The organism is Duganella aceris (genome assembly GCF_011090165.1).
Taxonomy (GTDB): Bacteria; Pseudomonadota; Gammaproteobacteria; order Burkholderiales; family Burkholderiaceae_D; genus Rugamonas; species Rugamonas aceris.
The window spans coordinates 2,254-28,822 of sequence record NZ_JAADJT010000018.1 but is presented as its reverse complement, the minus strand read 5'-3'; the positions used below and the strand labels follow the sequence as shown (position 1 = coordinate 28,822).

The window sequence follows — 26,569 nt, the reverse complement described above, 5'->3', positions numbered from 1 at the left end:
ATTTTACCCGTTTGCGCCGCTCGCTTGACAGCTCGTACGCGAAAGCGTACGTTTAATGATTATTCCCAAGGAGTCGTTATGGACACCATCTCTGCCAGCGACGCGCGCGCGCAACTATATAACCTGATCGATGAAACAGCGGCAAGCCACATCCCGGTCACCATCACCGGCAAGCGTAACAACGCCGTTCTTGTGTCTGCAGAAGATTGGGCTGCGATCCAGGAGACCTTGTATTTGTTGTCCGTCCCTGGAATGCGTGAGTCCATACAGGCCGCACGTGCCGAGCCGCCAGGCAGCGGCGACAAGGAATTAAGCTGGTGAGCTGGACGCTGGAATATTCGCGCCACGCACAGAAAGACTCAAAGAAACTGGCGACGGCCGGCCTGCAAGAACAAGCGCAGGCACTGCTCGACGTTCTGGCGAACGATCCTTTCGCACGCCCGCCGCCATTTGAAAAACTGGTTGGCGATTTGGCGGGCACTTACTCGCGCAGGATCAACATACATCACCGTCTCGTCTACGAGATATTCCCGGAACAACATATCGTCCGCATCCTGCGCATGTGGTCACATTACGAGTAGTTACGGCGCGGTGGTCTGCGCTGCCCAGGCTTTGGTTTCGGCCAGCATCTTGTCGAGGCGTTCGCGGTCGTAGACCTGGCCTCGGCTGACGACGGTGCGGATCTTGCGCGTGGCGGCAATGTCTTGCAACGGGTTCGCGTCCAGCACCAGCAGGTCGGCCGACTTGCCGGCTTCCAGGCTGCCGTAGCGATCCAGCTTGCCCAGGAAGCGCGGGCCGTTCACCACCGCCGTCTGCAAGGCCTGCTCCGGCGTCAAGCCGTAGCGTACGTACAAGCCGATTTCATCATGCAGCGCCTGCCCCGGATAATCGTAGGAATTCAAAAAACCCGCGTCCGTGCCGGCGATGATGCTGACGCCTTCCGCCGCCAGGATCGGCAGCAGCGACGCGGATTTCTCGAACACCGCCTTGCGCTGCGCGATCGCCGCAGCGTCGTCCTGCGCCGCGCGCTGCACGCGCCATTCGTAGGTCGCACGCAGACCCTTGCCGATGTACTGCAACGCCGCATCCTTCGAATGATCATCGACATCCAGATAGGCCACCACGCGCGACACCGACAAGGTCGGCACCACCGCCGTCCCCTTGGAAGCCATATAGCGGAACGACGCGCGCGCGGTCGCCTCGTCGTAGCTGGCCAGGCTTTGCTTCATCGCCTCCTTGCCGGTCAGCGTGCCGGCCGCCACCTGCGCGGTCAGTTCCTTTTCCTTCGGCGTCGAAGCGCGCAGCAGATACGATTGATGCTCCACCGTACCCAGGCCCGCGTCGAACATCTGCGCCAGCGTCAGCTGCACCGGAATGTGTCCCGAGGTGCGCATGCCGCGTTCCTTCGCCTGGCGCAGCGCCTCCAGATAGATTTCCGGCTTCAACGTGTTCTCGGTGATCTTGACGAAGTCCACCTTCTGCGCCTGCAAGCCATCGAGCGCCTTGCTCACCTCTTCCGGCGTACCGACTTCGATGGTGCCCTTCCACAGCGGCTTGTAGCCTTCCAGCTTGGCGCCGGAAGTGAAGATGGTCGGCCCCTCCAGCTGGCCGGCCTTGATCTGGTCGCGCCATTGCAGCACCGTGTCCGGAAGATCGCCGGCGCAATCGCGCACGGTGGTGATGCCGTTGGCGAGGTACAGCGCCAGCAGATGCTTGTTTTCTTCGATCAGCGCAGGACCGCCGCCGAAGTGCACGTGCGTATCCCACAGGCCCGGCATCAGATATTTTCCCGGCAGGCGGATGGTCTTCTTCGCCGCGTAGTCGGAAAGCTTGCGGTCGTCGACCACGGCGATGATGGTGTCGCCCTTGAGCACCACGGAATGGCCCTTGACGGCCTTGCCGCCGGCGACATCGATCAGCGTCGCTTGCGTCAGCACCAGGTCGGCGGCGATTTTATCGGCGGCGTGCGCGCTGTTGAGCAGTCCCAGCGCCAGCATCGCACCGGCTATTTTTTTCATGGTTGGCATGCGTGTCCCCTCTAAGAAGCGGGTACTTTATCAGAGACTAGCGCACGATGGCGACACGCTTTTGCAACTGCCGCGCCATCCAGGACAACAGACAGCACAACACAAAGTAAACCAGTGCCACAAAGGTGTACATTTCCACAAGCCGTCCGTCGCGCTGCGCCACTTTGCTCGCGGCGCCGACGAAATCCGGCACCGACAGCACGTACACCAGCGACACATCCTGGAACAGCACGATGGTCTGTGTCAGCAGCACCGGCAGCATGTTGCGGAACGCCTGCGGCAGCACGATGCGGCCCATCACCTGCCAGTAGTTCAGCCCCAGCGCCTGCGCCGCCAGCACCTGCCCGCGCGGGATCGCCTGGATCCCGCCGCGCATGATCTCGCAGTAGTAGGCCGCCTGGAACAAGGTGAAGGTGATCAGCGCCGACCAGAACGTGCCGACCTTGACCGGCTCGTGCGCGCCGATCACCCACGCCGCCAGATACGGCACCAGAAAATAAAACCAGAAGATCACCAGCACCAGCGGCACCGCGCGGATCAGGTTGACGTAGGCGGCCGCCGCCAGCGCCAGCGGCTTGAAGCTCGACATGCGGCCCAGCGCCAGCAGCGTCCCGAGCGCCACGCCGCCGAGCATCGCCAGCAGCGTCAGCTCCAGCGTGAACGCCATCCCGACCTTGAACAGGTAGACCCACGAGCGGCCGATGACGTCGAAGTCGAAATGCGCGAACATCACCGCGCTCCCAATGTGCCCGGCAGCGCCAGCCGCCGCTCCAGCAGGCGCATGGCGGTGATCACCGCCAGGTTGACCAGCACATAGATCAGCGTGGCCGCCGAAAACGCCTCAAACACCTGGAACGAAAACTCCTGGATCGCCCGCGCGCTGGCGGTCAGTTCCATCAGGCCGATGGTCAGCGCGACCGAACTGTTCTTGATGATGTTGAGGAATTCGCTGGTCAGCGGCGGCAGGATGATGCGCAGCGCCAGCGGCAGCAGTACGAAGCGATAGGTCTGCGGCAGGTCCAGTCCCAGCGCCAGCGCCGCGAGCCGCTGCCCGCCGGCCAGCGCCTGGATGCCGGCCGTGACCTGCACCGCCACGCGCGCCGAGGTGAAGAAGCCGAGACAGACCACTGCCGTGACGAAGGGCGCATTCGGCAGCGCCTTCAGCCACGCGCCTGCCGCCGCCGGCAGCAGTTCCGGCACGACGAAGAACCACAGGAACATCTGCACCAGCAGCGGCACGTTGCGGAACAACTCGACATAGGCGGTGCCGACCAGCGCCAGCCAGCGCGCCGGCAGCGTGCGCAACGCGCCCACCGCGAAGCCCAGCGCCAGCGCCATCCCCCAGCCGGCCAGCGACGTCGCCAGCGTCCAGGCGAGGCCGGACAGCAGCGTGTCCCAATAGGTATGCACGCCGTCCGGCGACAGCTCGCCGAAAATGCGCCAGTTCCAGTTATAGTTCATCGCGCGGCGGCGGGGCTGGCGGAATACGCGGCGGGGTCCGGCGAATCGGTGGGCTTGGCGATGACGGCCTTGAGCTGCGCCGACATCGGGAAGTTCAGGTTGATGCTCTTCGGCGGGATCGGACTTTGGAACCACTTGCGGTAAATTTGCTCGAACTCGGCGGACTGGTACACCTGCACCAGCGCCGCATCCACCACCGCCTTGAAAGCCGGATCGCCGCGCCGCATCATGATGCCGTAGGGCTCGACCGACAAGGCCTCCTTGCCGATCACGAAGTCGGCGGGATTGCGTGCGCCGGCGACCTGGCTGGCCAGCAGGATGTCGTCATTGGCCTCGGCGGCGGCGCGGCCGGTCTCCATCATCAGGAACGATTCGGGGTGATCCTTGCCGACCACGATGGTCATGCCCAGCTTGCGCTCGGCGTTCAACATCGTCATCTGCTTGAGGGTGGTGGTGCCGGCGGTGGCGACCAGGGTCTTGCCCTTCATGTCGGCCAAGCTGTTGATGTTGGCGGATTTCTTCGACAGCAGCCGGCTGCCGATCACGAACATGGTGGGCGCGAACGCCACCTGCTTCTGCCGCTCGGCGTTGTTGGTGGTGGAGCCGCATTCGAGGTCGATGGTGCCGTTGGCCATCAGCGGGATGCGGTTGGCCGAGGTGACCGGATTCATCACCACCCGCACCGCCATGCCGAGGTGCTTCTGCACCGCCTCCACGATCTTGGTGCACAGGTCGACCGAGTAGCCCTGGTACTGCTGCTGGTCGTCGAGGTAGGAGAAGGGAATCGAGCCGTCGCGCACGCCGAGCATGATGGTGCCGGTGCGCTTGATCTTGGCCAGCGTGCCGCCGGCCTGCTGCGCCGTGGCCTGGCCGGCGAGGCAAGCCAGGAACATGACGATGAGTACTCGCGGTAATGACATGATTCCTCCCTAAGCAGAAACGATGCACCGAGCGCCAGCCTGCTACATTTAGTGGATGATCCTCGCCAGGAAATCGCGCGCGCGCTCGGAACGCGGCGCACCGAAGAATTCATCCTTGCCGCAGTCTTCCAGGATGCGGCCCTTGTCCATGAACACCACCCGGTTGGCGACTTTCTTGGCGAAGCCCATTTCGTGCGTCACCACCATCATGGTCATGCCCTCTTGCGCCAGGCCGACCATCACGTCCAGCACCTCGTTGATCATCTCCGGATCCAGCGCCGACGTCGGTTCGTCGAACAGCATCGCGATCGGATCCATCGCCAGCGCGCGGGCGATCGCCACCCTTTGCTGCTGGCCGCCGGACAGCTGGTTCGGATACTTGTCCTGCTGCGCGAGCAGGCCGACCCGGTCCAGGTACTGCAAGCCGCGCGCATTGGCCTCGTCCTCGCTGCGGCCCAGCACCTTGATCTGGCCCAGCGTCAGGTTCTGCCGCACCGACAGATGCGGGAACAGCTCGAAATTCTGGAACACCATGCCGATCCGCGCCCGCAGCTTGGGCAAATCCGTGCCCTTGGCGCCGACCGAGACGCCGTCGACCAGAATCTCGCCCTCCTGGAACGGCTCCAGGCCGTTGACGGTCTTGATCAAGGTTGATTTGCCCGAGCCGGACGGTCCGCAAATCACCATCACGTCGCCTTTGGCCACGCTAGTGTTGCAATCCGCCAAAACCTGGAATTGGCCATACCATTTATTAAGATTTTTTATCGCGATCATATATACTGCGGAACTTGCTTAATGTTTCATCAGTTATCAGTTTACCAGCGTCCGAAGAGACACTACCACGGGAATTCAGAATATGCAGAAAAAAAGCCGACTGACCACTTACATCCTCCTGGGCCTGGGGCTGGGTATTATTACCGGTTATTTCGCCCATGACCACTTGGCCAATCCCCTCGGCTTTGCAGACACCCTCTCACTTGTCACCACGCTGTTCCTGCGGCTGATCAAGATGATCATCGCGCCGCTGGTGTTCTCGACCCTGGTGGTCGGTATCGCCCGCATGGGCGACGCCTCGGAAGTCGGCCGCATCGGCATCAAGACGCTGGGCTGGTTCTTCCTGGCCTCGATCATGTCGCTGACCCTGGGCCTGATCCTGGTCAACCTGTTCCGTCCCGGCGACGCGCTGCTGGGCCACATGGCCGCCACCGCCGCCAAGGCCGACCTGGCCACCTCCAGCCTGTCGCTGAAGGACTTCGTCACCCACCTGGTGCCGTCGTCCATCGTCGACGGCATGGCCAAGAACGAGATCCTGCAAATCGTGATCTTCTCGCTGTTCTTCGGCTCGGCCGCCGCGGCGATCGGCCCCAAGGCCAACGTGCTGGTCGAAGCGCTGGACGGTGTCGCACATGTGATGTTGAAGGTGACCGGTTACGTGATGAAGTTCGCGCCGTTCGCCGTGTTCGCGGCGGTGGCAGGCGTGATCGCCAAGAGCGGCCTGGGCGTGCTGTCGACCTACGGCGTGTTCATGGCCGAGTTCTACTTCGGCATCGCCCTGCTGTGGGCGCTGCTGATCTTCATCGGCTTCCTGTTCCTCAAAGGCCGCGTGTTCGACCTGATGAAAGAGATGCGCGGTCCGGCGCTGCTGGCCTTCTCCACCGCGTCGAGCGAAGCGGCGTATCCGAAGACGCTGGAAGGCCTGGAGCGTTTCGGCGTGCGCAACCGCATCGCCGCCTTCGTGCTGCCGATCGGCTATTCGTTCAACCTCGATGGTTCGATGATGTATTGCACCTTCGCCACCGTGTTCATCGCGCAGGCCTACGGCATCGAGATGTCGCTGGGCCAGCAGATGACCATGATGATGGTGCTGATGCTGACCTCCAAAGGCATGGCCGGCGTGCCGCGCGCCTCGCTGGTGGTGATCGCCGCGACGCTGAGCCAGTTCAACATTCCGGAAGCGGGCATGCTGCTGTTGCTGGGTATCGACCACTTCCTGGACATGGCGCGCTCCGCGACCAACGTCATCGGCAACGGCGTCGCCACCGCCGTGGTCGCCAAGTGGGAGGGCGAGCTGGTCGATCCGCTCAAGGTCGAGGAACTGGCGGAGGCGCCGCTGCCTTAACCGGCGCAGGCGCCACCCGCAATGCCGTTCAGTGCAGACTGAACGGCATTTTTTTATTGCGCTTTGGTGCTGACGTCCATGATCATGCGCGTCAACAGGTTCAGTCTTGGCGCGATGCTGTTCAGTTCGGCATACTCGTCCTCGGAGTGGATCGCGCCGCCGGCGATGCCGAAACCGTCGAGCACCGTCGCCCGATCCCCCCATCGTCAGCTTGAGCCCAAGCTCGCCGTAGATCGCTTGCGCCCGCGCCGCCAGCGCGTCGGTGCTCTTGGTCACGGGCATCGGCGCAATGCCGCGCGTCAGGCTGCTCTTGACCTCGGTTCCCGCGATCAGTTTGTTTTCGGACAGGCGCGCCATGTCTTTTTCTCTCGCTGCCGGTGCCGGAATCGATGTTGACCAGGCTTTCGAGCAGCTTCGGCAGCTCAGCCTTGACCGCGCCGGCGCGCTCATGCAAGTCCTTGTTTAACGGAGCCGCCGCCAAGCACGCTTTCTCGTTACAACCAGGTCCGCCGGCCCTGCGGCTTCGCGCCCATCTCCCGCAACCTGCGCCGCAGGCGGGCGTTGTCGATCAAGACCGACACCAGCGTCACCAAGACAATGACGCTGAAAGCCTCGCTGCCGAAAAACTTGAAAAACAGCGCCGCGCCACCCGCGCACAACACCCCGGCAATCAACAACATCAACCCATCTTTCATTTTCATCTCCCTGCGTGCAAGGCCCGACGCTTCTTATAAATCTCGGGATGACGCACCATGATGGCCGGCAGCCACGGGCGATGCAGATGATTCATCTGGGCGCTCAGCAGAACATCGGCGAGAGAAATTCCGCCCGCCAGACTACGCCCGGTAGCGACCGCGATACTGCCGATAACAGCGCCAGCATAGTAAGAGGCGCTCATCGCTCCAATAACTATCAATTTCTCGCTGCGAATCCCCGCACCGATCATCTCCGCCACCGTCACTTTCTTGCCGAATTTCTCGACCAGTCCAATAAACGTTGAAGCCGTTGCGATCGCCAATTGGGCGTTCCCAAAAAGACTTTCCGGCGCAGGCAAGCCTAAGGCATCCATATTTTCTTTGAAGTACTTGTAAAAGTCGGACATAGGACCTCCGCTAATGAATGTGTCACCGGAGGGTAGCCCGCGCGGCCATGATGCGCCTTGCGGAGGCTCATATCAAGCAAGCGGGGCCATTGGGTGGAATCGTTAGGGGGCTTGGCGGATTTCGTAATTGCGACCGGCCGGGGCTTGATGCACCATCTGGGCATAACGATGATCGGACGGAGACGATATGACCGCTTCACGGCGCACCGCGCTGAAGACTTTACTGGCCGGCGCCGCAGCGGCGCCGCAATTGGCGCACGCCGCGCACGCCGCCCCGAAATGGGGACGCGGCATCGAAGGCCAGCGCAAGGCCGACCTGGGCAACGGCACCTACCTCAACCCCATCCTCTCCGGCGACCACCCCGACCCCACCATCCTCAAGGACGGCGACGATTACTACATGACGTTTTCGTCCTTCCTGTCCTACCCGGGCGTCATCATCTGGCACTCGCGCGACCTGGTGAACTGGGCGCCGATCGGCCCCGCGTTGACCAAGCCGCTCGGCAGCGTCTGGGCCATGGACCTGATCAAGCACAACGGCTGCTACTTCATCTACATCCCCGCCGGCGACAGCATCCACGTCATCTGGGCCGACAACATCAAGGGACCATGGAGCGATCCGATCGACCTGCACATCGACGCCATCGATCCCGGCCACGCCGTCGGCGAGGACGGCAAGCGCTACCTGTTCGTCAACGGCGTGCGCCGCATCGGCCTGACCGACGACGGCCTGGCCACCGTCGGCAAACTGGAAAAGGTCTACGAACCATGGCGCTACCCCGCCGACTGGGTGGTCGAAATGTTCGCCCCCGAAGGCCCGAAGCTATTGCGCCGCAACGGCTGGTTCTACCTGGTGATGGCGGTCGGCGGCACCTCCGGCCCACCGACCAGCCACATGATCATCGCCGCCCGCTCGCGCTCCATCCACGGACCATGGGAGAACTGCCCGCAAAATCCGCTGGTGCGCACCAAGAGCGCCGAAGAACCGTGGTGGTCGCGCGGCCACGCCACGCTGGTCGAAGGCCCGGCCGGCGACTGGTGGATGGTCTACCACGGCTACGAGAACGGCTACCGTACGCTCGGCCGCCAGGCACTGCTCGAACCGATCGAGTGGACCGCCGACGGCTGGTTCAAAGCCAAGGGCGGCGACCTGTCGTCGCCGCTGCCGATGCCGAAAAAAGGCGTCGCCGGCCCGGCCGGTTTCGCCAAGTCGGACGACTTCACCACCGACAAATTCGGCGTGCAATGGAGCTTCTTCAATCCTGGACCGGACGAGATGAAACGCGCGCGCCTGGACCACGGCGCGATGACGATCGCCGGCAAAGGCAACTCGCCGTTCGACAGCTCGCCGCTGGCCTTCATCGTCGGCGACCGGAGCTACGAAGCCAGCGTCACGCTGCACATCAGCGGCGCCGGCCACGGCGGCCTGCTGCTGCACTACAACCAGAACATGTTCATCGGCGTCGGCTTCAGCGCCACGCATATGCTGACCTACAACTACGCACGGGAGCAAAGCTGGATGCGCGAAGCGGTGAAGGCGTCGAAGGTGCGCATCCGCGTCCGCAACGACAAGCACATCGTCACCTTCTTCTACGCGCTGGACGACGGCGCCTGGATCCAGCACCCGTGGCAGATGGAGACCTCGGGCATGCACCACAACGTCTTCGGCGGCTTCCTCAGCCTGCAGCCGGCGGTGTACAGCGCCGGCGAAGGCGCTGTACGCATGAGCGATTTCCAGTATCGCGCCCTGGTTTAAATCTGCTCGGCGTAAACCTTGACCAGCTCGTGCAGGAAGGTCCGGCCCTCCAGCAGCGACTGCACGCCGATGTACTCGTTCAGACCGTGGATATTGCCCAGGTCCGGCGTCAGGAAGATGCCGCTGATGCCGTAGGTCGGAATGCCGGCCGCGTTGAGGAACTGGCCGTCGGTGGCGCCGGACTGCAGGATCGGCATCACCGGCACGCCCGGCCACATCTTCGCGGTCTGCTTCTCGACCGGTTCCAGGATCGCCCTGGTCAGCTCCGGCGGCGCCGAATTCTCGCCGCGTATCTCCAGCGTCTCCACCTTCACCGCCGGATCGTTGATCGCGTTGGCCAGCGCCTGCCGCACCGTCTCCTGCGTCACGCCAGGGAAGATGCGGCAGTTGACGTTGGCGCGGGCGCGTTGCGGCAACGCGTTGGTGGCGTGGCCCGCGTCCAGCATGGTGGCGACGCAGGTCGTGTGCAGCATCGCCGCCCAGCTGGAATCGCTGGACGACACCAAGGCCACCGCCTTCTTATCGCCCGGATCCTTCACCACCGCCAGCATCGCATCGGCGATATCCTTGTGCCCCGCCGCCGCCTGGATCTTCGACATGCCTTTCAGGTAGCCACGGCTGCCGTCGGCCAGCTGGATCGGGAACTCAAACTCCTCGATCTTCTTCAGCGCACCGGCCAGGTGATAGATCGCGTTGTCCTTCACCGGACGCGAACTGTGGCCGCCGCGATTGGTCACTTCCAGCCGATAGTTCTGCGCCACCTTCTCGCCCGCCTGCACCGTCATCGAGACACGCTTGCCGGCCGCGTTCAACTCGCCGCCCGCGCCTTCGTTCAGCGCATAGCCGGCGTCGATCAGCTCACGACGGTTCTTGGTCAGCCACTCCGCGCCGTTGAAAGCGCCGGCGGTCTCCTCGCCGCAAGTCAGCGCCATCTTCAGCGTGTGGCGCGGCTTGTAGCCTTCCTGCTTGAAGCGCACCAGCGAGTCGGCCCAGATGGCCGCCTGCGCCTTGTCGTCCAGCGCGCCGCGCGCGAAGAACTTGCCGTCCTCCTCGATCAGCGTGAACGGATCGCGCACCCAGTCCTCGCGCTTGGCCTCGACCACATCGATGTGCGCCAGCAGCAGGATGGCTTTCGCCTTCGGATCGCGGCCCGGCAGGATGGCGACCAGGCCGCCCTCCTTCGGATGCGCCGGATCGGCGAAGGGGTGCAGGTCCGAGTCCGGGAAGCCGGCCGCCTTCAGCCGCGCGGCGATGCGCTCGGCGGCCAGCGTGCAGCTGCCCGCGGATAAGGTGGTGTTGGTCTCGACCAGCTCCTTGTAGAGGGCGCGGAATTGCTGTTCCGTCGGATCGGCGGCATAGGCGGTCTGCACGCAGGACATCAAGACGGTGACTGCACCCAGCACAAAACGAGACTTCATGGTCGGTTCCTTGTTCAAGTTTTAAACAGCATCCACGACATCGTCGGGCGACGACGCCAATTCTTCATCCGCCTTGGCCTGCTGGCGTTGCCACATCTGCGCATACAGCCCGTCCGCCGCCAGCAGCGACTGGTGCGTGCCGCGTTCGACGATGCGGCCGTGATCGAGCACGATGATCTGCTGCGCATCGGCCACCGTCGACAGGCGGTGCGCGATGACCATCGTGGTGCGGCTCTTGGCGATTTCCTTCAGCTGGGCCTGGATCGCCTGCTCCGCCTTGGAGTCCAGCGCCGACGTGGCCTCATCAAAGATCAGTATGGCAGGATTCTTCAGCAGCGTGCGGGCGATCGCCACCCGCTGCTTCTCGCCGCCGGACAGTTTGAGTCCGCGCTCGCCGACCATGGTCGCATAGCCGTCCGGCAGGCTGTCGATGAAATCGTGGATCGACGCGGCGCGCGCGACGGCGACGATCTCCTCGTGCGTGGCGCCCGGCTTGCCGTAGGCGATGTTGTATTCGATGGTGTCGTTGAACAGCACCGTATCCTGCGGCACGATGCCGATCGCGTGGCGCACCGAATCCTGCGTCAGCGAGCGCAGGTCCTGGCCATCGATGGTGATGCCGCCGGCGTTGACCTCATAGAAGCGGAACAGCAATCGCGACAAGGTCGACTTGCCCGAGCCGCTGTGGCCCACCACCGCCGTGGTGGTGCCCGGCGCGATGGTGAAATCGACGTCGAACAGGATCTGGCGCTTGGCTTCGTAGCTGAAGTCGACGTGGTTGAAGCGCACCTGCGCGCCGTGCGTGACCAGCGGCTGCGCTTCCGGCGCGTCGGCGATTTCCTTGTTCTGGTCCAGCAGCGCGAACAGCTTCTCCATGTCGGCCAGGCTTTGCTTGATTTCGCGGTAGATCACGCCGAGGAAGTTGAGCGGAATGTACAGCTGGATCATGAAGGAGTTGACCAGCACCAGATCGCCCAGCGTCATGCTGCCGTTCATGACGCCCAGCGTGGCGCGCCACAGGATCAGCGTGACGGCCACCGCAATGATCAGCGACTGTCCGGTGTTGAGCAGCGACAGCGATGTCTGCGATTTGACGGCGGCGCTTTCGTAGCTCTGCAAGCCCTGGTCGTAGCGCTTCGCCTCGTAGTCCTCGTTGCCGAAGTATTTGACGGTCTCGTAATTGATCAGCGAATCGATGGCCTTGGTATTGGCCTTCGAATCCAGCTCGTTCATGGTGCGGCGGAAGTGCGTGCGCCAGTTGGTGATGATGACCGTGAACGAGATGTACGACACCAGCGCCACGAAGGTGATCACCGAGAACCAGATGTCGTAGTGCGTGACCAGGTAACCCAGCACCAGCGCGATCTCCACCAGCGTCGGCAGGATGTTGAACAGCGTGTACGAGATCAGCGAACCGACCGCGCGCGTGCCGCGTTCGATATCGCGCGTCATGCCGCCGGTCTGGCGGTTGAGGTGGAAGCGCAGCGACAGCGCATGCAGATGGCGGAACACCTGCAAGGCGATGGTGCGCACCGCGCGCTGCGTCACGCGCGCGAACAGGAACTCGCGCAGCTCGGTGAACAGCGTGGTCGAGACGCGCAGCACGCCGTAGGCCACCAGCGCGCCCAGCGGCAGCACCAGCAGCGCCTGCGGATGGGATGGCGAGATGGTCAGGGCATCGATCAGCTTCTTCATCACCACCGGCACGCCGACGTTGGCCAGCTTGGCGCCGACCAGGCAGGTCAGCGCCAGCAGCACGCGCCATTTGTAGACCCACAGGTAAGGCAGCAGGGTTTTCAGGGTTGCGGTATCGCTGCGGGTCGGTTCGGGCGAGGCTTTGCTGGCGGAGGCTGGCGGGGAGTTCGGGTAACGGCGCATGGCGGATATCGGCTTTTTATGGTTCAATCCGGGTAATTGTAGCCCCTGAAGAGAATTCACGATGACCACGCCCGAAAATCCAACACCTATCGCCGTCAATACCGTCAACCGTGGCCTGCCGGCCGGGAAGATGCCGGAGCTGCGCATGATGCCCGCGCCGTCCGACGCCAACGTCTACGGCGACGTGTTCGGCGGCTGGATCATGGCGCAGGTCGACATCGCCGGCTCGCTGCCGGCCACGCGCCGCGCCAACGGCCGCGTCGCGACGATTTCGGTGAACTCTTTCGTATTCAAGAATCCGGTGTTCGTCGGCGACCTGCTGTCGTTCTATGCTGATATTGTCAAGGTTGGCAATACGTCCATCACCGTCAACGTCGAGGTGTATGCGGAGCGTAATCGCCTGCAGGCCGATACCGTCAAGGTCACCGAGGCCGTGCTGACCTACGTCGCCACCGACTCGGACCGCAAGCCGCGCAAGGTGCCGCCGATCGAAACGCTGATCAATTCCTGATCCGCAGCGGCGCGCCGACCGCATGGACGATCAACGCCGCATCTTCCTCGCCACCGCCGCTTTGGCTGCGCTTGGCGCCGCACGACCCGCACAGCCAACCGGGGTCGGACCCAAAGGGTCCGACCCCGGCCTCCGCTTGGGGGTGGTGGCGGAATATCCCTTCAGCCTCGGCGTCGCCTCCGGCTCGCCGCTGCCAGACGCGGTGGTCATCTGGACCCGCATCCTGTTCGATCCGCTCAACGCCGCCGCCATGCCGCCGCTGGCCTACGGCGTGCGCTGGGAGATGGCCGACGACGAACGCTTCAGCCGCATCGTCGCCAGGGGCACAGCCAGCGCCACGCCAGCGCTGGCGCACAGCGTCCATGTCGACGTCACCGGCCTGGCGCCGGACCGCTGGTACTGGTACCGCTTCATGCTGGGCGACGCCGTCAGCCCGGTCGGCCGCACCCGCACCGCGCCCGCCGCAAACGCCATGCCGGCGCGCCTGAAGCTGGCGGTGGCCTCGTGCCAGCACTGGGAGTTCGGCAGCTACGCCGCGCACCGCCACATCGCCGCCGCCGCGCCCGACCTGGTGGCTTTCCTCGGCGATTACATCTACGAATGGGGCCCCTACCAGCTCAGTCATCCCAAGAGCGCGGTGCGCAGCGCCGAATGCTTCACGCTGGCCGACTACCGCGCCCGCTATGCGCAATACAAGACCGACCGCGACCTGCAAGCCGCGCACCGCGCCGCACCGTGGATCGTGACCTGGGACGACCACGAAGTCGCCAACGATTACGCCAAGGACCGCGACGAGCGTCTCAACCCGCAATTCCTGCAACGCCGCGCCGCCGCCTACCAGGCTTTCTACGAACATATGCCGATCAGGCTGTCGCTGCCCAAGCCCGGCGACTTCGCCAACCTGCGCATTTACCAGCGCTATGACTGGGGCCGACTGGCGCGCTTCCATGTGCTGGACGACCGCCAATACCGCGCCTGGGAAGCTTGCTCGCCGCAGTCGCGCGGCGGCTCCAGCTCGGTCACGCCGCGCGACTGCCCCGCCATCAACGACGCCGGCCGCGTCATGCTGGGCGACGCGCAACAGCGCTGGCTGGCGGAGGGACTGGCCTCATCGAAGGCGCGCTGGAACATCCTGGCGCAGCAAACGCTGATGGCGCAGAACAGCCAACTGCCCATCCTCAAGCCGGGCGACGGCCGCTTCTGGACCGACGGCTGGGACGGTTATCCGATGGCGCGGCAAAAACTGTTCGACGCGCTGCACACCAGCCGCGCCGCCAATCCGCTGGTGCTGTCGGGCGACGTGCACAGCTTCTTCGCATGCGAGCTCAGCCGCAATCCGACGCGGCCGCCTTCGCCGACCAATCCGCTGCTGGCGACCGAATTCTGCGGCACGTCGGTGACCTCGTCGTCGCGGCCGCAGGCGCGCACCGACCAGATGGTGGCGATGAATCACGCGATCAAATTCGGCCGCAGCGACAGGCGCGGCTTCATGCTGCTGGACGTGACGCCGGAGGCGACGACGACGCTGTTCCAGGCGCTGGACGATGTGCACGACGCCGGCAGCGCGCTCACCACGCTGACCAGCTTCGTGGTCCGCGACGGCAAGCCCGGCTTGAATTGAGCGTGGCGCGGCCTATACTGGATGGGCAACACATTTCCAGGAGGCGCTCCATGTTGAAAGTCACAGAGAGTGAGATAGCGCGCGAGCTTGACAGCTATCTGCATCGCGCGCTGACGCAAACCATCATCGTCGAAAAGCCCGACCGCGAGCCGGTGGTCGTGCTGTCGCTGGCCGAGTTCAATCGCTTGCAGGAAGTGGACGACGAGCACTGGGCGGCGTGTGCCCGTCAAGCCAACACCGAAGGCTATCTCGACCACACCCACGAAGTACGACAGCGGCTGGCCGCTGCGCTGCGGCAAAAGCGGCTGGCCTGTGTAAAACTTCGGGGTCAGGTCTGACATTCGGACACGAGCTCTGCCGTAGCGCGCTACGGCAGAGCTCGTGTCCGAATGTCAGACCTGACCCCACCTTTAGGCGGCGGCTTTTTCGTCGCGCAACTGGCGGCGCAGGATCTTGCCGACGTTGGTCTTCGGCAGCTCATCGCGGAACTCGATGTACTTCGGCTTCTTGTACGCCGTCAGCTCATGCTTGCAGAAATCCAGGATCTGCTCGGCGGTCAGGTTCGGATCCTTACGCACCACAAACAACTTCACCGCCTCGCCCGAATTCTTGTCCGGCACGCCGATACACGCCACCTCCAGCACGCCCGGATGCGCCGCCACCACGCCCTCGACCTCGTTCGGATACACGTTGAAGCCCGACACAATGATCATGTCCTTCTTGCGGTCGACAATCTTGGTGTAGCCGCGCTCGTCCATGATGCCGATGTCGCCGGTCTTGAAGAAACCGTCGGCCGTCATCGACTTCGCGGTCTCGTCCGGACGGTTCCAATACCCGGCCATCACCTGCGGACCCCGGATCGCGATCTCGCCGGCCGACCCCAGCGGCAGCGGATTGCCGTCGTCGTCCAGGATCGCCACCTCGGTCGACGAAATCGGCAAGCCGATGGTGCCGGTGAATTCCTTGATGTCGACCCGGTTGACGGTCACCACCGGCGACGTCTCCGACAAACCATAGCCTTCGATGATCGGGGTGCCGGTCAGCTTCAGCCAACGGTCGGCGACCGCCTGCTGCACCGCCATGCCGCCGCCGTTGCAGACCTTGTAGCTGGAGAAGTCCAGCTTCTGGAAATCGGCATTGTTCAGCAGCGCGTTGTACAGCGTGTTCACCGCCGGGAACACCGTCACCTTGTACTTGGCCAGCTCCTTGACGAAGCCCGGAATGTCGCGCGGATTCGGCACCAGCAGGTTCAGCCCGCCCATGCGCGCGCCCATGAAGGCGCTGACCGTCAGCGAATAGATGTGGTACAGCGGCAGCGCGCAGACGAACACCATCTGCTCCGCCTGCGGCTTCATGTTGAGCCAGGCTTCGTTCTGCAGCACGTTGGCGATCAGGTTACGGTGCAGCAGGATCGCGCCCTTGGACACGCCGGTGGTGCCGCCGGTGTACTGCAGGAACGCGATGTCGTCGTGCCCCTGCTTCGACGGCTGCAAGGTCATGCCCGAACCTTCGGCAATCACGCGCTTGAAGGACACCGAACCCGGCAGCGAAAACGCCGGAACCATCTTCTTGACCTTGCGCACCACCAGGTTGACGATCGCGCCCTTCAGCAGGCCCAGCATGTCGCCCATGGTGGCCACGATCACATGCTTGACCTGGGTCTGCGCCAGCACCTGCTCCACCGTGGTGGCGAAGTTCTCCAGCACGATGATGGCTTCCGAACCGGAGTCCACCAGCTGGTGTTGCAGCTCGCGCGGCGTGTACAGCGGATTGACGTTGACCACCGTGTAGCCGGCGCGCAGGATGGCCACCATCGCCACCGGATATTGCAGCACGTTCGGCAGCATGATGGCGATGCGCGCGCCAGGTTGCAGGCCCTTGCTCTGCAACCACGCGCCCATTTTCTGCGACAGTTGATCCAGCTCGCCGTAGGTCAGGAACTTGTCCATGCACACGTAGGCGTTGCGGTCGGCATACTTGCGGAAGGAATCTTCCAGCAGATGCGTGACCGAACGATATTGCGTGGCATCGATTTCCGCAGGGACGCCTTCGGGGTACGACTTGAGCCAAATCTTTTCCATCTTATGCAGCCTTTTTCTTTTCGCCGGGTTGCTCGTCGCGCAGCACGCGGCGCAGGATTTTCCCGACATTGGTTTTTGGTAATTCCTCGCGGAACTCAATATATTTCGGCTTCTTATAGCCGGTAAATTGTTCCTTGCAGTACGCCATCAATTGTTCGGCGGTCAGGTTCGGATCCTTGCGCACCACGAACACCTTGACCGCTTCGCCCGAATGCTCGTCCGGCACGCCGATGCAGGCGCACTCCAGCACGCCGGGATGCGACGCGATCACGCCCTCCAGCTCGTTCGGATAGACGTTGAAGCCGGACACCAGGATCATGTCCTTCTTGCGGTCGACGATCTTGACGAAGCCGTTCGCATCCATCACGCCAACGTCGCCGGATTTGAAGTAGCCGTCCGGCGTCATCACCTTGGCGGTCTCATCCGGACGGTTCCAGTAGCCGGACATCACCTGCGGACCACGGATCGCGATCTCGCCCGGCTCGCCCAGCGCCACCTCGTTGCCGTCGTCGTCCAGGATGGCGATCTCGGTCGACGGCACCGGCAGGCCGATGGTGCCGGTGAACAGTTTGTTGTCGGCGCGGTTGCAGGTCGCCACCGGCGAGGTTTCGGACAAGCCGTAGCCCTCGATGATCGACACGCCGGTGACCTTCATCCACTTGTCGTTGACCGCCTGCTGCACCGCCATGCCGCCGCCGTTGCAAATTTTCAGCCCGGAGAAATCCAGCGCCGCGAAATCCGCGTGGTTCAGCAGCGCGTTGTACAGCGTGTTCACCGCCGGCAGCATGTTGAACTTGTACTTGCCCAGTTCCTTGATGAAGCCGCCGATGTCGCGCGGATTCGGAATCAGGATGTTCAGCGCGCCGACCCGCGTGCCCCACATCGCGCAGCAGGTCAGCGCGAAGATGTGGTACAGCGGCAGCGCGCAAACGATGGTGGTCTGCTGCGCCGACCCGCCCAGCGCCGGCTCCGACCACGCCTCGCTCTGCAACAGGTTGGCGACGATGTTCTTGTGCGTCAGCGTCGCGCCCTTCGACACGCCGGTGGTGCCGCCGGTGTACTGCAGGAAGGCGGCGTCGGACTCGATCAGTTCCACCGGCGTCAGCTTCATGCCGCCGCCCTGCGACAGCGCATCCTTGAAGCGCACCGCGTTCGGCAGCGAGAACGGCGGCACCATCTTCTTGACGTTGCGCACCACGAAATTCACCAGCAAGCCTTTCACGCCGCCGAGCATCTCGCCCATGCTGGCGACCACGATATGCTTGACCTGGGTCTTGCCCAGCACCTGCTCCAGCGTGGTGGCGAAGTTTTCCAGGATCAGGATCGCCTCGCTGCCCGAATCGTTGAGCTGATGCTCCAGCTCGCGCGGCGTGTACAAGGGATTGATGTTGACCACGGTGTAGCCCGCGCGCAGGATCGCGGCGATCGCGATCGGATACTGCAACACGTTCGGCATCATGATGGCGACCCGCGCGCCCTTCTTCAGGCCACGGCTTTGCAGCCAGGCGCCGAGCCGCTTCGAATGCGCGTCGACTTCGGCATAGGTCAGGAATTTATCCATGCAGACGTAGGCGTTGCGATCTGCGAATTTGTGGAAGGACTCTTCCAGCAACTGCACCAGCGAGCGATACTGACTTGTATCGATCTCGGTCTGCATGCCGGGCGGATACGACTTCAACCAGATTTTTTCCATCCTGTGCCTCTTTGTCTCGAATATTATCGTTGTAAGGTCCGGCGCACAGTGCCGGTGCAGGGGCGGTCTTTCGTCTATGCGAGCGATCCTAGCCTACTGATGATGCGATGCTATCGGGCAGCAGGCGTGGACGCAAGGGCATTTAACCATAATTAGAACGACGCTTCTAACGGCTTTTTATGCTGCATTGCGGTATCAATGCCCGCCTTCCGGCGCCGCCGCCTGCTCCTTGCCGGTTTCCGCATTGAGCATTACCGGGCGGCCCAGTTGATCCAACTGCTGCCGACGTTGAACTAGATCAAGAGTTGCGATTTTTTGCACCGCAGCATAAAAACGCACGAACGTTCGCTCCTGCTTTAGCAGGGTGCGGAAGGCTGGCAGATAATCGTGATAAGTTGCCACCGCGCTCAGGTTGGCGTTGGTCAGCGGCTCGGCGAACCAGCGGTCGTAGCCGGCATAGCCGCCCCAGCTGTCCTTCAACTTCAGGTAGTCGGACTTGAGGTGCGCGAAGATGCGCTGCTTTTCCGCGCGCTTGTGGCGGGTGCTGCTCTTGCTGGCGTACAGGTCGGCCAGCATCTGCCGATGCCGCACCAGCAGCGCCAGGAAATCCTGCCGCCGCGCGTTGTAGCGGGTATAGGCTTCGCGCATCGGATCGGTGCCGTACAGTTCCAGCCAGCGCGCCACGCCGGCCTCCTCGACCGCCGTGGCGAAGCCCTCGTTGAATTGCGAATCGCCCTGCACGTAGACGACCTGGTGCGCCAGCTCGTGGAACACCATGCGCGCCAGTTCGGCGTCCGAATAGTTGATGAAGGTCGACAGCAGCGGATCGCTGAACCAGCCCAGCGTCGAATACGCCGGCACGCCGCCGACCTGCACGTCGTTGCCTTCCTTGCGCAGTTCGTCGGCGTAGGCGCTCGCATCGTCCTTGCTGTAGTAGCCGCGATAACTGACGCAGCCGGCGATCGGGAAGCACCACTGGATCGGCCGCAGCGACAGCTCCGGCGTCGCCACCACGTTCCACAGCACGAAGGGCCGCGACAGCGCGGCGTAATTCTTGTAGCTGGCGTTATCGGGCAGGCCCAGTTCCTTGACCGCGAACTTGCGGATCAGCAGGGCTTTTTCCAGGCGGGCTTTGAGCTGCGGATCGGTCGACGGATCGCCGAGCCAGTCGTCGATCGGGCGCGCGTCGGACCACAGCGCGTACTGGCCCTGCGCCGCCTGCATATAGTATTTCAGTTGCGCGCAACCCGCCAGCAGCAAGACTGCTCCCGCCGCCGCCAACCAATACCTGGCGCGGTTGATACTGCGGACAAGATTGCGCATACGTTACCTTCAAGCAGCGACTCTTTCGACTTGTACCAGTGTATCGTAAAAAGTTGGCGCACGGCCCATATCGGTCAGGCGCTGGCTGGTGACCTCGTTGGCGTTCTTGCCATCCCGTCCCAGCTTCTTCCACCACACCGACAAGCCCACCACCAGCCCGGCGCGCGCCTTGTCGGTGACGCGCGCCTTGGCGACGAAACTGCCGCGATCGTTGAAGATGCGCACCATCTCGCCATCGGCGATGCCGCGCGACGCCGCGTCGCCGGGATGGATGTCGAGATGCGGCTCGCCCTCGGCCGAACGCAGGCTCTTGACGTTGACGAAGGTGGAGTTGAGGAAATTGCGCGCCGGCGGCGAGATCATCGCCAGCGGATAGCGCGCCGCCAGTTCCGGGTTGCTGGCCACCGACTCATACGGCGGCAGATACGCCGGCAGCGGATCGAGGCCGTCGGCCAGCATCTGCGCCGAATAGAATTCGCACTTGCCGGACGGCGTCGGGAAGCCGCCGTGCGCGAACGGCGCGTCCGGCACATTCAGCTTTTGCCAGCCCTTCAGCTTCAGCGCCTCCCAGTCGAAGTGGATGGCGCGTGCGTCCTGCGGATTGAAGGCCACCGCCGCCAGCTGGTCGTCGCTGTCCTTGAAACACGGATCGTCGAAACCCATCGCCGCCGCCAGCAGGCGGAAGATCTCAGTGTTGGCCTTGGCCTCGCCCATCGGCGCGATGGCGGCGTTGTTGGCCATCATGTACAGGTGGCCGTAGGAGGTGTGCGCGTCGACGTGCTCCAGCTGCGTGGTGGCGGGCAGCACGATGTCGGCGTAGTCGACAGTGTCGGTCTGGAAGTGCTCCAGCACCACGGTGAACAAATCCTCGCGCGCGAAGCCGGCCATCACTTTGGCCGAGTCCGGCGCGATCGCCAGCGGGTTGGCGTTGTAGACGATCACCGCCTCCACCTCCGGCCCGAACGATGGCGACGACGGCCGCAGCAGATCGTCGCCGATGGTGGTCATGTTGATGGTGCGCGGGATTTTCTTCAGCAGGTCCGGCCGTTGCAGGGCCGCCTTCTGCGTCGGGAACGAGCCGCCGGACGACAGTTGTATGCCGCCGGCCGCGTGGCGCCAGGCGCCGACCAGCGCCGGCAGGCAAGCCATGTTACGCACCGACATGCCGCCGCCGCGCACGCGCTGCACGCCGTAGTTGGTGCGGATCGCCACCGGCTCGCCGGCCTTGGCCAGGCCGCCGTACAGCCGCGCCAGGTCGACCACCTCGGCCACGCTGATGCCGCAGGTGTCGGCGGTGCGTTCCGGCGTCCACTCGGCGGCGCGCTGCTTCAGTTGCTCGAAGCCCAGCGTGTGGTTGGCGATGTAGTCATGGTCCAGCAGATCCTCGGCGATCAGCACATGCATCAGGCCCAGCGCCAGCGCGGCATCGGTGCCCGGCAGCAGCGCGATGTGCTGATGGCATTTCTCCGCCGTCAGCGAGCGGTAGGGATCGATGGCGATCAGCTTGGCGCCGTTGCGCTTGGCTTCTTGCGCGCGGGTCCAGAAATGCAGGTTGGAGGCGATCGGGTTGCCGCCCCAGATCAGGATCAGCTTGGCGTTCTGGAACTGCTCCATGTCGACGCCGATCGAGCCGCCGATGGTGTACTTGTAGCCGGTGAAGCCGGCGGTGGCGCAGATGGTGCGGTCCAGCAGCGAAGCGCCGATCTGGTTGAAGAAGCGCGACGACATCGACTCGCCCTGCACCAGCCCCATCGTGCCGCAGTAGCTGTACGGCAGGATCGCTTCCGGCGCGCGTTCCGCAATCGGCTTGAGCCGGGCCGCGATGGTGGCGATCGCCTCGTCCCAGCTGATGCGCTCGAACTTGCCCTCGCCTTTCTTGCCGACGCGGCGCAGCGGATGCAGCAGCCGCTCCGCGTGGTAGGTGCGCTCGGTGTAGCGCGACACCTTGGTGCACAGTACGCCGGCGGTGGTCGGATGGTCCGGGTCGCCCTTGACGGCGGTGGCGACGCCGTTCTCCACCGTCACCAGCAACGCGCAGGTATCGGGGCAGTCGTGCGGGCAGACCGCGCGAACTTGTGTGGTTGTCATGGGAATCCAAAAAAGCGATGTCTAAAAGCAGTATCGTAAACCATTCCAGGCATGCCCATGCGGTCGTGGTAGGCGCTACAATGGCTGTTCTCGATGCTTAAAAAGCAAGCGAACCAAAATTGGAGAAGCAAATGAAACTTGTAGATCCCATCATTGCATTTCAATCCGAATTGCAGCAAATCCGGCGCGACCTGCACGCCCATCCAGAACTCTGTTATGAAGAACAGCGCACCTCCGACGTGGTCGCCGACAAGCTCAGCGAATGGGGCATCCCGGTGATCCGCGGCATGGGCATCACCGGCGTGGTCGGCATCATCAAGCACGGCACGTCGAAACGCGCCATCGGCCTGCGCGCCGACATGGACGCGCTGCCGATGCAGGAGACCAACACCTTCGCCCACGCCTCGCGCCATCCGGGCAAGATGCACGCCTGCGGCCACGACGGCCACACCGCCATGCTGCTGGGCGCGGCCAGGCACCTGGCGGAACACCGCAACTTCGACGGCACGGTGTACCTGGTGTTCCAGCCGGCCGAGGAAGGCGGGGCCGGCGCCAAACGCATGATCGAGGACGGCCTGTTCGAGCAATGCCCGATGGACGCCATCTACGGCATGCACAACTGGCCCGGCATCCCGGCCGGCCACATGAGCGTGGTCGAAGGGCCGATGATGGCCTCCAGTAACGAGTTCTATGTCACCGTCAAGGGCAAGGGCGCGCACGCGGCCCAGCCGCACAAAGGCATCGACCCGGTGATGACGGCGGTGCAGATCGCGCAAAGCTGGCAGACCATCATCAGTCGCCAGAAGAGTCCGCTCGACACGGCGGTGCTGTCGATCACGCAGATCCATGCCGGCAGCGCCACCAACGTCATCCCCGACGAGGCCAAGATGGTCGGCACGGTGCGCACCTTCACCACGCCGGTGCTGGACCTGATCGAACAACGCATGGAGGAGATCGCCACGCACACGGCGGCCGCGTTCGGCGCCGAGGTCGAGTTCAAGTTCCGCCGCAACTATCCGCCGCTGGTCAATCATCCGAAGGAAACCCGCTTCGCGGTCGAGGTCATGAAGGCCGTGGTCGGCGCCGACAAGGTCGACGACAACGCCGAACCGACCATGGGCGCGGAAGACTTCGCCTACTTCCTGCAAGCCAAGCCGGGCTGCTACATCTTCATCGGCAACGGCGAGGGCGACCACCGCGACGGCGGCCACGGCCTCGGCCCGTGCGTGCTGCACAACGGCAGCTACGACTTCAACGACAACCTGTTGCCGGTCGGCGCCAGCTTCTGGGTGCGGCTGGTCGAGACCAGCCTGGCAAAAGAAGTCTAGGCCAGCCGGTCCGGGGCGGTGCCGACGCGCTGCCCGGGATTCAAGGCTTCCAATCCCAACAGCGCCGCCGAGTGGTCGGCCTGCGGCATGGTCTGCGCCAGCGTCTGATAGCGCGCGGTCACCAGCTCGGTCAACGGCAAGGTCACGCCGGCCGCCTCGGCCGCCGCCAGGATGTTGCGCTGATCCTTCAGCTGCGTCGCCACCTTGCCGCCGGCGACGAAATTCCGCTCCAGCATGCGCTGGCCATGCACCTCCAGGATTTTGCTTTCCGCGAAACCGCCACGGATCGCCGCGCGCATCGCCGCCGGATCGGCGCCGGCCGCCTGCGCCAGCAGCATCGCCTCGGCCACGATGTTGATGGTGGCGCCGACGATCAACTGATTGCACAGCTTGGCCACCTGGCCGCTGCCGGCCGGCCCGACCAGGGTCGCGCGGCCCATCGCCGCCAGCACCGGCTCGGCCTCGGCGAAGTCTTCAGTCGCGCCGCCGGCCATGATCGCCAGCGTGCCGGCCGCCGCGCCGCCGACGCCGCCGGACACCGGGGCGTCGACGAAGCGCCGGCCCCGCGCCGTCAGCAGCGCGTGGAAAGCCTGCGCTTCGGCTTGCTGCGTCGAACTCATGTCGATCCACAGCGCGTTGACGGCCAGCGACGGCAAGGCGTCATGCAGCACCAGGCCGACGGTCGGACCGGCCTCCAGCATCGAGATGACGAGCTGCGCCTCGCGCACCGCGTCGCCCAAGGCGGCCACCGGATAGGCGCCGATGGCGGCCAGCGCTTCGGCCTTGGCATGCGTCCGGTTCCAGACGGTCACGGCATGGCCCGCAGCCAGCAGACGCCGCACCATCGGCTCCCCCATCAAGCCGATACCGAGAAAAGCGATTCGCATGGACACTATGTCTCCTGATCTAATCAAAATGTCAGCCCGCCGGAATAATTTCAAGAACCCCGGTACAATCTCGGGCAGCCGTATAAAACCGAAATACAGCATTAACTTGCAAGGATACTATGTTCACTAAAAAAATGATCGCGGCAGCCGCCGCATTGCTGGTCACCCAGGTCGCGTTTGCCGACGACAAACTGGTCGACTCCGTCTCGTTCGACGTGGGCGCAGGCGAAAACGTACAAATGATTCGCCTCAACGCGGCCAAGGACTGGGATGTTCGCTGGTTCCAATCGAACGGCACCCACCTGAGCGGCTACTGGGAAGCCAGCACCGGCGTCTGGCGCGAAAACCGCTACATGAACCGCGTGGGCGACGAGCACAAGCTGTGGGATATCGGCTTCACGCCAGTGTTCCGCTTCGAGAACGACAACAAGAAGGGTATCTACTACGAAGGCGGCATCGGCGTGCACATGCTGTCCAAGCTGTACAACAACAGCGACAACCGCCTGGGCACCCACTTCCAGTTCGGCGACCACATCGCGATGGGCTATGTGTTCGACAATAACTGGGAAGCGGCGGTCAAGCTGCAGCACTTCTCGAACGGCGGCTACAAGAAACCGAACTCGGGCGTGAACTTCGTCGAACTCAAAGTGGCTTACCACTTCTAAATACCAAAGCCCCTCACGGGGCTTTTTTTATATGCTGACGACAGACGAAAAAAAGCCCGCTCAGATCACTGAGCGGGCTTTTTTAATATAACTAGCTTGACGATAACCTACTTTCACACTGGTTGCAGCACTATCATCGGCGCAGAGTTGTTTCACGGTCCTGTTCGGGATGGGAAGGGGTGGGACCAACTTGCTATGGTCATCAAGCTTTGACTTGTAAGAGCGGCGTGCCTTGCGGCCCGCCTGTCTCGGAATCTGGGAGAAGTAAGTAATGGGGTAATGAAGTTGTATCAACGAACGTTCCAACGTACTTCTCATTCACCATAACCTGCTAAGGTTATAGGGACAAGCCATACGGGCAATTAGTATCAGTTAGCTTAATGCATTACTGCACTTCCACACCTGACCTATCAACGTCCTGGTCTCGAACGACCCTTCAAAGAGCTCAAGGCTCTGGGAAATCTCATCTTAAGGCAAGTTTCCCGCTTAGATGCTTTCAGCGGTTATCTCTTCCAGACTTAGCTACCCGGCAATGCCACTGGCGTGACAACCGGTACACCAGAGGTCTGTCCACTCCGGTCCTCTCGTACTAGGAGCAGCCCCCTTCAAATTTCCAACGCCCACGGCAGATAGGGACCAAACTGTCTCACGACGTTTTAAACCCAGCTCACGTACCACTTTAAATGGCGAACAGCCATACCCTTGGGACCGGCTACAGCCCCAGGATGTGATGAGCCGACATCGAGGTGCCAAACTCCCCCGTCGATATGAACTCTTGGGAGGAATCAGCCTGTTATCCCCAGAGTACCTTTTATCCGTTGAGCGATGGCCCTTCCATACAGAACCACCGGATCACTATGTCCTACTTTCGTACCTGCTCGACTTGTCAGTCTCGCAGTTAAGCACGCTTATGCCATTGCACTATTAGCACGATGTCCGACCGTACCTAGCGTACCTTCGAACTCCTCCGTTACACTTTAGGAGGAGACCGCCCCAGTCAAACTGCCTACCATGCACTGTCCCCGACCCGGATAACGGGCCAAGGTTAGAACCTCAAATGAACCAGGGTGGTATTTCAAGGTTGGCTCCACGAGAACTGGCGTCCCCGCTTCAAAGCCTCCCACCTATCCTACACAGATTGATTCAAAGTCCAATGCAAAGCTACAGTAAAGGTTCATGGGGTCTTTCCGTCTAGCCGCGGGTAGATTGCATCATCACAAACACTTCAACTTCGCTGAGTCTCGGGAGGAGACAGTGTGGCCATCGTTACGCCATTCGTGCAGGTCGGAACTTACCCGACAAGGAATTTCGCTACCTTAGGACCGTTATAGTTACGGCCGCCGTTTACTGGGACTTCAATCAAGAGCTTGCACCCCATCATTTAATCTTCCAGCACCGGGCAGGCGTCACACCCTATACGTCCACTTTCGTGTTTGCAGAGTGCTGTGTTTTTATTAAACAGTCGCAGCCACCAGTTTATTGCAACCCGTTCACCCTACTGAAGTAAATCAGCCAAGCTACAAGGGCGTACCTTTTCCCGAAGTTACGGTACCAATTTGCCGAGTTCCTTCTCCCGAGTTCTCTCAAGCGCCTTAGAATACTCATCTCGCCCACCTGTGTCGGTTTGCGGTACGGTCTCGTATGACTGAAGCTTAGAGGCTTTTCTTGGAACCACTTCCGATTGCTTCAGC

General features: G+C 62.9%; 24 protein-coding genes and 2 rRNA genes (1 of these 26 cut by a window edge). 9 read left to right on the top strand and 17 right to left on the bottom strand.

The window, feature by feature from the left end; translation table 11 throughout:
- Positions 1-78 precede the first annotated feature (78 nt).
- Both GW587_RS28525 and GW587_RS28520 read left to right on the top strand, forming a co-directional pair.
- The gene (locus GW587_RS28525) at positions 79-321 is read left to right on the top strand and encodes a type II toxin-antitoxin system Phd/YefM family antitoxin (protein ID WP_166108292.1); all 243 of its coding nucleotides are present in this window, start codon (positions 79-81) and stop codon (positions 319-321) included.
- Entirely contained in the window at positions 318-581 is a 264-nt protein-coding gene (locus GW587_RS28520; protein ID WP_166108291.1) for a Txe/YoeB family addiction module toxin, read from the top strand. The genes GW587_RS28525 and GW587_RS28520 overlap by 4 nt, the downstream gene beginning before the upstream one ends.
- Here GW587_RS28520 and GW587_RS28515 read toward each other — a convergent pair whose 3' ends face one another.
- From GW587_RS28515 to GW587_RS28495, 5 genes are read right to left on the bottom strand one after another with little or no spacing between them, the layout of a single operon-like run.
- Entirely contained in the window at positions 582-2,018 is a 1,437-nt protein-coding gene (locus tag GW587_RS28515) for an amidohydrolase family protein (protein ID WP_166108290.1), read from the bottom strand.
- 46 nt (positions 2,019-2,064) lie between these two features.
- On the bottom strand, positions 2,065-2,757 hold the full coding sequence (locus GW587_RS28510) for an amino acid ABC transporter permease (protein ID WP_166108289.1): 693 nt from the start codon (positions 2,755-2,757) through the stop codon (positions 2,065-2,067).
- A complete protein-coding gene (locus GW587_RS28505; protein WP_166108288.1) occupies positions 2,757-3,488 on the bottom strand; it encodes an amino acid ABC transporter permease in 732 nt (243 codons plus the stop codon). The genes GW587_RS28510 and GW587_RS28505 overlap by 1 nt, the downstream gene beginning before the upstream one ends.
- Positions 3,485-4,408 (bottom strand): amino acid ABC transporter substrate-binding protein, encoded by a 924-nt coding sequence (locus tag GW587_RS28500; RefSeq protein WP_166108287.1) that lies wholly within the window; start codon positions 4,406-4,408, stop codon positions 3,485-3,487. The genes GW587_RS28505 and GW587_RS28500 overlap by 4 nt, the downstream gene beginning before the upstream one ends.
- A gap of 48 nt (positions 4,409-4,456) precedes the next feature.
- On the bottom strand, positions 4,457-5,182 hold the full coding sequence (locus GW587_RS28495; protein WP_166108286.1) for an amino acid ABC transporter ATP-binding protein: 726 nt from the start codon (positions 5,180-5,182) through the stop codon (positions 4,457-4,459).
- An 82-nt stretch (positions 5,183-5,264) separates the two neighbouring features.
- Here GW587_RS28495 and GW587_RS28490 point away from each other — a divergent pair, with 82 nt between their 5' ends.
- Entirely contained in the window at positions 5,265-6,527 is a 1,263-nt protein-coding gene (locus GW587_RS28490; RefSeq protein ID WP_166108285.1) for a dicarboxylate/amino acid:cation symporter, read from the top strand.
- 53 nt (positions 6,528-6,580) lie between these two features.
- Here GW587_RS28490 and GW587_RS31710 read toward each other — a convergent pair whose 3' ends face one another.
- From GW587_RS31710 to GW587_RS28480, 3 genes are all read right to left on the bottom strand, one after another.
- On the bottom strand, positions 6,581-6,712 hold the full coding sequence (locus GW587_RS31710) for a hypothetical protein (RefSeq protein WP_267878141.1): 132 nt from the start codon (positions 6,710-6,712) through the stop codon (positions 6,581-6,583).
- Positions 6,713-7,021: 309 nt separating this feature from the next.
- Positions 7,022-7,222, bottom strand: coding sequence for a hypothetical protein (locus GW587_RS28485; RefSeq protein ID WP_166108284.1), 201 nt, complete (start codon positions 7,220-7,222; stop codon positions 7,022-7,024).
- A 2-nt stretch (positions 7,223-7,224) separates the two neighbouring features.
- Positions 7,225-7,629 (bottom strand): hypothetical protein, encoded by a 405-nt coding sequence (locus tag GW587_RS28480; protein WP_166108283.1) that lies wholly within the window; start codon positions 7,627-7,629, stop codon positions 7,225-7,227.
- Positions 7,630-7,816: 187 nt separating this feature from the next.
- On the opposite strand from GW587_RS28480, the gene GW587_RS28475 reads away from it, so the two are divergent.
- Positions 7,817-9,385, top strand: coding sequence for a family 43 glycosylhydrolase (locus GW587_RS28475; protein WP_166108282.1), 1,569 nt, complete (start codon positions 7,817-7,819; stop codon positions 9,383-9,385).
- Here GW587_RS28475 and GW587_RS28470 read toward each other — a convergent pair.
- The gene (locus GW587_RS28470; RefSeq protein WP_166108281.1) at positions 9,382-10,803 is read right to left on the bottom strand and encodes a M20/M25/M40 family metallo-hydrolase; all 1,422 of its coding nucleotides are present in this window, start codon (positions 10,801-10,803) and stop codon (positions 9,382-9,384) included. The genes GW587_RS28475 and GW587_RS28470 overlap by 4 nt on opposite strands.
- Before the next feature lie 21 nt (positions 10,804-10,824).
- Entirely contained in the window at positions 10,825-12,681 is a 1,857-nt protein-coding gene (locus GW587_RS28465) for an ABCB family ABC transporter ATP-binding protein/permease (protein WP_166108280.1), read from the bottom strand.
- 61 nt (positions 12,682-12,742) lie between these two features.
- On the opposite strand from GW587_RS28465, the gene GW587_RS28460 reads away from it, so the two are divergent.
- Genes GW587_RS28460 through GW587_RS28450 form a run of 3 tightly spaced genes read left to right on the top strand, consistent with a single transcriptional unit; the run spans position 12,743 to position 15,151 of the window.
- On the top strand, positions 12,743-13,192 hold the full coding sequence (locus tag GW587_RS28460) for an acyl-CoA thioesterase (protein WP_166108279.1): 450 nt from the start codon (positions 12,743-12,745) through the stop codon (positions 13,190-13,192).
- 22 nt (positions 13,193-13,214) lie between these two features.
- A complete protein-coding gene (locus GW587_RS28455) occupies positions 13,215-14,813 on the top strand; it encodes an alkaline phosphatase D family protein (protein WP_166108278.1) in 1,599 nt (532 codons plus the stop codon).
- A gap of 50 nt (positions 14,814-14,863) precedes the next feature.
- Entirely contained in the window at positions 14,864-15,151 is a 288-nt protein-coding gene (locus GW587_RS28450) for a hypothetical protein (RefSeq protein WP_166108277.1), read from the top strand.
- A gap of 72 nt (positions 15,152-15,223) precedes the next feature.
- On the opposite strand, the gene GW587_RS28445 is transcribed toward GW587_RS28450, so the two are convergent.
- The 4 genes from GW587_RS28445 to GW587_RS28430 all read right to left on the bottom strand — a co-directional run bounded on the left by GW587_RS28445 (position 15,224) and on the right by GW587_RS28430 (position 21,998).
- Positions 15,224-16,894: a long-chain fatty acid--CoA ligase gene (locus GW587_RS28445; protein WP_166108276.1), complete on the bottom strand. Its 1,671-nt coding sequence runs from the start codon at positions 16,892-16,894 to the stop codon at positions 15,224-15,226.
- Position 16,895: 1 nt separating this feature from the next.
- Positions 16,896-18,587 carry a long-chain-fatty-acid--CoA ligase gene (locus GW587_RS28440; RefSeq protein WP_166108275.1) on the bottom strand — a complete coding sequence of 564 codons (1,692 nt, stop codon included), beginning with the start codon at positions 18,585-18,587 and terminating at the stop codon, positions 16,896-16,898.
- Between the two features lie 195 nt (positions 18,588-18,782).
- Positions 18,783-19,910, bottom strand: a complete 1,128-nt coding sequence (locus GW587_RS28435; RefSeq protein WP_166108274.1) for an aminopeptidase — start codon at positions 19,908-19,910, stop codon at positions 18,783-18,785.
- Positions 19,911-19,919: 9 nt separating this feature from the next.
- Positions 19,920-21,998 (bottom strand): molybdopterin-containing oxidoreductase family protein, encoded by a 2,079-nt coding sequence (locus GW587_RS28430; protein WP_166108273.1) that lies wholly within the window; start codon positions 21,996-21,998, stop codon positions 19,920-19,922.
- Between the two features lie 131 nt (positions 21,999-22,129).
- Between GW587_RS28430 and GW587_RS28425 the strand changes: the two genes are divergently transcribed.
- On the top strand, positions 22,130-23,326 hold the full coding sequence (locus GW587_RS28425) for a M20 aminoacylase family protein (protein ID WP_166108272.1): 1,197 nt from the start codon (positions 22,130-22,132) through the stop codon (positions 23,324-23,326).
- Here the strand turns inward: GW587_RS28425 and GW587_RS28420 are convergent.
- Positions 23,323-24,213 carry an NAD(P)-dependent oxidoreductase gene (locus GW587_RS28420; RefSeq protein WP_166108271.1) on the bottom strand — a complete coding sequence of 297 codons (891 nt, stop codon included), beginning with the start codon at positions 24,211-24,213 and terminating at the stop codon, positions 23,323-23,325. The genes GW587_RS28425 and GW587_RS28420 overlap by 4 nt on opposite strands.
- Positions 24,214-24,332: 119 nt before the next feature.
- Between GW587_RS28420 and GW587_RS28415 the strand changes: the two genes are divergently transcribed.
- Complete coding sequence (locus GW587_RS28415) at positions 24,333-24,878, top strand: acyloxyacyl hydrolase (protein WP_166108270.1); 546 nt, start codon at positions 24,333-24,335, stop codon at positions 24,876-24,878.
- A gap of 94 nt (positions 24,879-24,972) precedes the next feature.
- On the opposite strand, the gene rrf is transcribed toward GW587_RS28415, so the two are convergent.
- Both rrf and GW587_RS28405 read right to left on the bottom strand, forming a co-directional pair.
- Positions 24,973-25,085: ribosomal RNA gene (gene rrf, locus GW587_RS28410) — 5S ribosomal RNA — on the bottom strand.
- A 134-nt stretch (positions 25,086-25,219) separates the two neighbouring features.
- Positions 25,220-26,569, bottom strand: a 23S ribosomal RNA gene (locus GW587_RS28405) (it continues 1,588 nt past the right edge of the window).

Bases quoted from the DNA above. Each gene is read 5' to 3' on its own strand.
- GW587_RS28510 (WP_166108289.1), bottom strand. From the start codon at position 2,757: ATGTTCGCGCATTTCGACTTCGACGTCATCGGCCGCTCGTGGGTCTAC.
- GW587_RS28465 (WP_166108280.1), bottom strand. From the start codon at position 12,681: ATGCGCCGTTACCCGAACTCCCCGCCAGCCTCCGCCAGCAAAGCCTCG.
- GW587_RS28485 (WP_166108284.1), bottom strand. From the start codon at position 7,222: ATGAAAGATGGGTTGATGTTGTTGATTGCCGGGGTGTTGTGCGCGGGT.
- GW587_RS28515 (WP_166108290.1), bottom strand. From the start codon at position 2,018: ATGAAAAAAATAGCCGGTGCGATGCTGGCGCTGGGACTGCTCAACAGC.
- GW587_RS28505 (WP_166108288.1), bottom strand. From the start codon at position 3,488: ATGAACTATAACTGGAACTGGCGCATTTTCGGCGAGCTGTCGCCGGAC.
- GW587_RS28500 (WP_166108287.1), bottom strand. From the start codon at position 4,408: ATGTCATTACCGCGAGTACTCATCGTCATGTTCCTGGCTTGCCTCGCC.
- GW587_RS28415 (WP_166108270.1), top strand. From the start codon at position 24,333: ATGTTCACTAAAAAAATGATCGCGGCAGCCGCCGCATTGCTGGTCACC.
- GW587_RS28495 (WP_166108286.1), bottom strand. From the start codon at position 5,182: ATGATCGCGATAAAAAATCTTAATAAATGGTATGGCCAATTCCAGGTT.
- GW587_RS28490 (WP_166108285.1), top strand. From the start codon at position 5,265: ATGCAGAAAAAAAGCCGACTGACCACTTACATCCTCCTGGGCCTGGGG.
- GW587_RS28435 (WP_166108274.1), bottom strand. From the start codon at position 19,910: ATGCGCAATCTTGTCCGCAGTATCAACCGCGCCAGGTATTGGTTGGCG.
- GW587_RS28420 (WP_166108271.1), bottom strand. From the start codon at position 24,213: ATGCGAATCGCTTTTCTCGGTATCGGCTTGATGGGGGAGCCGATGGTG.
- GW587_RS28430 (WP_166108273.1), bottom strand. From the start codon at position 21,998: ATGACAACCACACAAGTTCGCGCGGTCTGCCCGCACGACTGCCCCGAT.
- GW587_RS28475 (WP_166108282.1), top strand. From the start codon at position 7,817: ATGACCGCTTCACGGCGCACCGCGCTGAAGACTTTACTGGCCGGCGCC.
- GW587_RS28450 (WP_166108277.1), top strand. From the start codon at position 14,864: ATGTTGAAAGTCACAGAGAGTGAGATAGCGCGCGAGCTTGACAGCTAT.
- GW587_RS28455 (WP_166108278.1), top strand. From the start codon at position 13,215: ATGGACGATCAACGCCGCATCTTCCTCGCCACCGCCGCTTTGGCTGCG.
- GW587_RS28460 (WP_166108279.1), top strand. From the start codon at position 12,743: ATGACCACGCCCGAAAATCCAACACCTATCGCCGTCAATACCGTCAAC.
- GW587_RS28480 (WP_166108283.1), bottom strand. From the start codon at position 7,629: ATGTCCGACTTTTACAAGTACTTCAAAGAAAATATGGATGCCTTAGGC.
- GW587_RS28525 (WP_166108292.1), top strand. From the start codon at position 79: ATGGACACCATCTCTGCCAGCGACGCGCGCGCGCAACTATATAACCTG.
- GW587_RS28425 (WP_166108272.1), top strand. From the start codon at position 22,130: ATGAAACTTGTAGATCCCATCATTGCATTTCAATCCGAATTGCAGCAA.
- GW587_RS28440 (WP_166108275.1), bottom strand. From the start codon at position 18,587: ATGGAAAAAATCTGGTTGAAGTCGTATCCGCCCGGCATGCAGACCGAG.
- GW587_RS28445 (WP_166108276.1), bottom strand. From the start codon at position 16,894: ATGGAAAAGATTTGGCTCAAGTCGTACCCCGAAGGCGTCCCTGCGGAA.
- GW587_RS28470 (WP_166108281.1), bottom strand. From the start codon at position 10,803: ATGAAGTCTCGTTTTGTGCTGGGTGCAGTCACCGTCTTGATGTCCTGC.